The sequence below is a fragment of the Butyricicoccus sp. genome (assembly GCF_050872565.1).
Classification (GTDB): Bacteria; Bacillota; Clostridia; order Oscillospirales; family Butyricicoccaceae; genus Butyricicoccus_A.
Map to the genome: position 1 here is coordinate 1 of NZ_JBNMHC010000188.1, position 4,454 is coordinate 4,454.

General features: G+C 54.0%; 6 protein-coding genes and 1 pseudogene. 6 read left to right on the forward strand and 1 reads right to left on the reverse strand.

Annotation, left to right across the window (positions count from 1 at the left end; all coding sequences use genetic code 11):
* Positions 1–527, reverse strand: a 527-nt coding sequence (locus tag ACR0P9_RS08255) for a DnaA ATPase domain-containing protein (protein ID WP_432619103.1), incomplete at its 3' end; no start/stop codon positions are given.
* 278 nt (positions 528–805) lie between these two features.
* Between ACR0P9_RS08255 and rpmH the strand changes: the two genes are divergently transcribed.
* The 6 genes and pseudogenes from rpmH to ACR0P9_RS08285 all read left to right on the forward strand — a co-directional run.
* On the forward strand, positions 806–940 hold the full coding sequence (rpmH, locus tag ACR0P9_RS08260; protein ID WP_432619104.1) for a 50S ribosomal protein L34: 135 nt from the start codon (positions 806–808) through the stop codon (positions 938–940).
* Positions 941–1,345: 405 nt separating this feature from the next.
* Positions 1,346–1,690: a ribonuclease P protein component gene (gene rnpA, locus ACR0P9_RS08265; protein ID WP_432619107.1), complete on the forward strand. Its 345-nt coding sequence runs from the start codon at positions 1,346–1,348 to the stop codon at positions 1,688–1,690.
* 6 nt (positions 1,691–1,696) lie between these two features.
* Positions 1,697–1,909 (forward strand): membrane protein insertion efficiency factor YidD, encoded by a 213-nt coding sequence (gene yidD, locus ACR0P9_RS08270; protein ID WP_432619111.1) that lies wholly within the window; start codon positions 1,697–1,699, stop codon positions 1,907–1,909.
* A gap of 36 nt (positions 1,910–1,945) precedes the next feature.
* Positions 1,946–3,064, forward strand: coding sequence for a membrane protein insertase YidC (gene yidC, locus ACR0P9_RS08275; RefSeq protein ID WP_432619109.1), 1,119 nt, complete (start codon positions 1,946–1,948; stop codon positions 3,062–3,064).
* A gap of 18 nt (positions 3,065–3,082) precedes the next feature.
* Positions 3,083–3,778, forward strand: a complete 696-nt coding sequence (jag, locus tag ACR0P9_RS08280; RefSeq protein ID WP_216471216.1) for an RNA-binding cell elongation regulator Jag/EloR — start codon at positions 3,083–3,085, stop codon at positions 3,776–3,778.
* Between the two features lie 32 nt (positions 3,779–3,810).
* Positions 3,811–4,454 (forward strand): annotated as a pseudogene (locus ACR0P9_RS08285) (tRNA uridine-5-carboxymethylaminomethyl(34) synthesis GTPase MnmE); the annotation flags it as partial.

The window sequence follows — 4,454 nt, forward strand, 5'->3', positions numbered from 1 at the left end:
CCGATGGAGTTGACCAGTTCGTTGGTGAAATCTTCGCCCTTAATATAGATGATACGGAATGACGGGTGGTCGCGGCGCACAACATTGGCGATGGCGTACAGCAGATGCGTCTTGCCGAGGCCGGATTGTCCGTAGATAAACAGCGGATTGTAGTTTTTTGCCGGGTTGTTTGCGACAGCTGTCGCAGCGGCGTGGGCAAATTTGTTGGAAGAGCCGACGATAAATTGCTCAAAGGTATATTCGTCCTCCGGATAGTTGTTGTGCGCGATGGGGGTTGGCGCGTCGCCGGTGGTCACGATGACGTTGATGTCTGCGGAGAACAAATCGCGCAGGGCGTCTTTGATGGTCTGCAAGTATCGTTCATCGATGATTTCTTTTTTGAATTTATCCGGTGTGTGCAGAAGCAGGGTGTCGTCCTTGAATTCGACGGCGGTCAGGTCGTCAAACCATGCGTCCAGCGTCACCGCTTGGAGTCGGCCTTGGAGCAGACCGAGCACGAGCTTCCAAATGTCAGCAGGTGTATTCATATGGTATCATTCCTCTCCCTTGGGATGGCAGTGCATAAAATGGGACTGGCTCCGAGCGATACGGATACCAGTACAGTCTATATAATACCATCAATTTTGCACTGTGTCCACAGGGTTTTCCACAGCTTCCACAGGAAAAGTCTTGAAAAAATGATTTTTTTCTGCGAAAAACGAGCAGAATGTGCAAATAAGCATTGACAAAATGAGAAATTCATGCTTATAATGTATCTTGTACACGCACGCAATGAATTTGAGTGTGAATGGAGGTGCAGCTAAGTATGTTAAGAACTTTCCAGCCGAAGAAGCGTCACCGCAGCAAGGTGCATGGCTTCCGCAAGAGAATGGCAACTGCTAACGGAAGAAAGGTTCTCGCTCGTCGTCGCTCCCGCGGCCGTAAGCGTCTGAGCCTGTAATCCTTGTGCGCATAGCGCACGGAGAAAAAAGAGATCGTGCTCCGCGATGCGGTCTTTCCACGAAATGTGCGTTTCGGGGGAGAAAGATACGCTCTCTTTTTTGAAAGAAGGACAACGAATGAGTGGGAGAAGCGTCGGGCGATTTGCCGGTTTCTCTTCACCGCTGAACAGAAATGGACCGCAAAGCGGTCCATTTCTGTTATCAGTACAAATTATCCTCTGTGTATAGCGGAGGCGGCGCGATTACAATTCGGACAGGCTGTGCGCCGTGAGACAAACCAGACCTGCCAGCTCCGGAACTATATCTATCGAGCCGGAGAGGAAAATTGCCGTGAGGTCGTGTCTGTGCGTGTATGCAAGTGCCTCTCGTCATTTTCCGCAATACGGAACAAAGGAAGTCGGGCGATGAAGAATACCTTAAAGGAAAACCGTGATTTCCGCAGACTGTACGGCAGAGGCCGCTCCGCGTCCTCGGACTGCTTGGTCGTTTACGCCATGCGCAACAAGTTCGGCGCAGGGCGGCTCGGCATTACCGTTGGCGTAAAGCTGGGCTGCGCGGTGCAGAGAAACCGCATCAAGCGCCTGATTCGCGAAGCATACAGACTGCACTTGGATGAGCTCCAGCCGAATACAGATCTCGTCGTGGTGGCACGTTTTCGCGCGGTGGATGCACCGTATCAGCGCGTAGAGCGTGCCTACTTGCGCTGCCTGAAACAGCTGGGACTGATACAGACGAAAGAAGGAAAATAAATCATGATGAAAAAGATCATGATTCTGTGCATTCGATTTTACCGTTCCGCTATCTCGCCGCACATGAGACCATGCTGCCGGTATACGCCGACCTGCTCCGCCTATGCGCTGGAAGCGATCGAGAAATACGGCGCACGGAAGGGCGGCTGGCTCGCAGTCAAGCGAATTCTGCGCTGCCATCCGTTTTCGCACCACAATCCCTATGATCCGGTGCCTTGACGGAAAACGACAACAAACCCCAATTTGGAGGATCAAATGGGAAACTTTTTCGGAATTATTATTGTAAGACCGCTGGGTCTGATTCTGATGGCGATCTGGTCGCTGGTTCAGAACTACGGCCTGGCTCTCATTCTGTTTACGCTGATTGTCAAGCTCATTCTGCTGCCGTTTATGTACAAGCAGAAGAAGGGCATGAAGAAGATGAATCTGGTGCAGGCGGAGTCCGCTGCCATCCAGAAGCGCTACGCGCGTAACAGAGAAAAGATGAACGAGGAGATGCAGAAGCTCTATGAGCGCGAGGGCGTCAACCCGATGGGCTCCTGCCTGCTCTCCTTTATCACCCTGCCGATCATGATGGCTCTGTATTACGCGGTGCGTCAGCCGATGAAGTACATGATGGGTCTGTCCAACGACACCATTGAGGCAATTGCCAAGGTGCTGGGCACGACGTATGACAAGAGCTCGGTTTCCGGTCAGATCCAGCTGGCAAAGCTGGTTCATGAAAACTGGGACAAGGTTGCCGACTTTGCGACCAACGGCTTGGTAAACATTGACTTTAACTTCTTTGGCATCGACCTGTCTGCGATCCCGCAGTTTTCGCATCTGGACATCCTGTGGCTGATCCCGATTCTGTCCGGCGGCACGGCTCTGCTGTCTTCTCTCGTCATGAGAAAGACCCAGAACATGCAGAACCCGAACATGCAGCAGAATCAGAGCGCGCAGATGAACTCCACCATGAACACCATGCTGATTATCATGCCGCTGATGTCCGTGTGGATTGCGTTCACCCTGCCGGCATCTATGGGTGTTTACTGGACCGTAAACAACCTGTTCTCCATTGCACAGGAACTGGTACTGACTTGGTACATCCTCAAGTTCGATAAGGCAGAGGACGACGAAGAGACCAAGGCGCGCAAGCGCCGCGAGGCTGCTCACAAGCTCAAGCTCGAGGAGCAGGCGAAGGAGAAGAAGGAAACCGGAGAGCAGACCGAGTACCGCGGTGCAAAGGCTGCAAACGTTTCTAAGAAGAAGCTCAAGGCATATCAGGCAGAAGTCCAGAAGGAAAAAGACAAGGAAACTGCTGCCCGTGCTGCGCAGATCAAGGCAGAAAAGGAAGCTGCCCGCCGAGCCGGCAAGCAGGTTGACGACGAGTAAAAGGACGGAAATACACGTATGACGAAGTATATTGAAAAACAGGCCGCAACGATTGATGAGGCTGTTCAGCTGGCACTCGATGAGTTACAGATGGATCGTGACAGCGTCAGCGTTGAGGTTCTGGAAAAGGGTAAGAGTGGATTCTTCGGCATCGGCGCCGTTCCGGCACGTGTCCGCGTATCCTATGAGGAATCGACCCCGGAGAGCGAAGCAAAGGACTTTGTAGACGGTCTGCTGCAGCGCATGGGCATCCAGGGCGAAGCATTCCCGTCCGTCAAGGAGGATGGCCAGATTATTCTGGACATTCGCGGCGAGGATATGGGTGCCGTAATCGGCCGCAGAGGCGATACGCTCGATGCCATCCAGTATCTGACTTCCCTGACCATCAATCGCGGCAAGGAAGAGCACATTCGCATTGCGATTGACACAGAGGGCTACCGCGCAAAGCGCGAGGAGTCTCTCCAGCGTCTGGCTCGCAAGATGGCGGGAAAAGTGCTGAAGTATCGCAAAAACATGACATTGGAACCGATGAACCCGTACGAGCGCCGCATCATTCATGCAACGCTTCAGGATTATAAGGGAGTCACGACCTACTCCACCGGCACGGAGCCGAACCGCCGTGTCGTTGTTGCCATGGAGCGCGGCGCAAGACCGCAGCGCAGCGGCGGTTACCGTTCGAGAACACCGCGCCCGCGCAGAAATGACGCGGAGTAAGTATCGCGGACAGAAATGAGGTCGATGATGTTATGAGCAAGACCATTGCCGCAGTCGCGACAGGGCCTGCTGCCGGACCGATTGGAATCATCCGCGTCTCCGGACCTCAAACCCTTGCGATTGTTGATACAATTTTTACCCCGCAGGGCGGTGGAGCGCTGTCTGAGCGCCCGAACCGTCTGCTGACGTATGGTGCGCTGCACAGCCGGGACGGGAAGGTCATTGACCACTGTCTGTGCTGTGTGATGCACGCACCGAACTCGTATACCGGCGAGGATATGGCGGAAATTCAGTGCCATGGCTCTCCGGCGGTGCTGTCGGAAACCCTGTCCGCACTGTTTGCCAAGGGCGCCGTGCAGGCGGAGCCGGGCGAATTTACGCGGCGGGCGTTTCTCGCCGGTAAGATGGACTTGTCCGGCGCAGAGGCAGTACATGATTTGGTGACGGCTGTGACCACACAGGCGGCGGAAAATGCCGCGGCACAGCTGGACGGTGTTGTCGGAACCCATATCTTTGAGATCCGGCAGCAGCTCGTTGATTTGGTGGCGGAATTTTTGGCGGTCGTCGATTATCCGGATGAAGAAATCGACTCGCATCTGTTTGACAGTGCGTGCGAGATTCTGCATCGGGCGACCAGCGAACTGTACGATATGGCGGAGACCTACGAGCGCGGACG

Excerpts from the sequence above, each read along its gene's own strand:
- yidD (WP_432619111.1), top strand. The coding sequence starts at position 1,697 with ATGAAAAAGATCATGATTCTGTGCATTCGATTTTACCGTTCCGCTATC.
- rpmH (WP_432619104.1), top strand. The coding sequence starts at position 806 with ATGTTAAGAACTTTCCAGCCGAAGAAGCGTCACCGCAGCAAGGTGCAT.
- rnpA (WP_432619107.1), top strand. The coding sequence starts at position 1,346 with ATGAAGAATACCTTAAAGGAAAACCGTGATTTCCGCAGACTGTACGGC.
- yidC (WP_432619109.1), top strand. The coding sequence starts at position 1,946 with ATGGGAAACTTTTTCGGAATTATTATTGTAAGACCGCTGGGTCTGATT.
- jag (WP_216471216.1), top strand. The coding sequence starts at position 3,083 with ATGACGAAGTATATTGAAAAACAGGCCGCAACGATTGATGAGGCTGTT.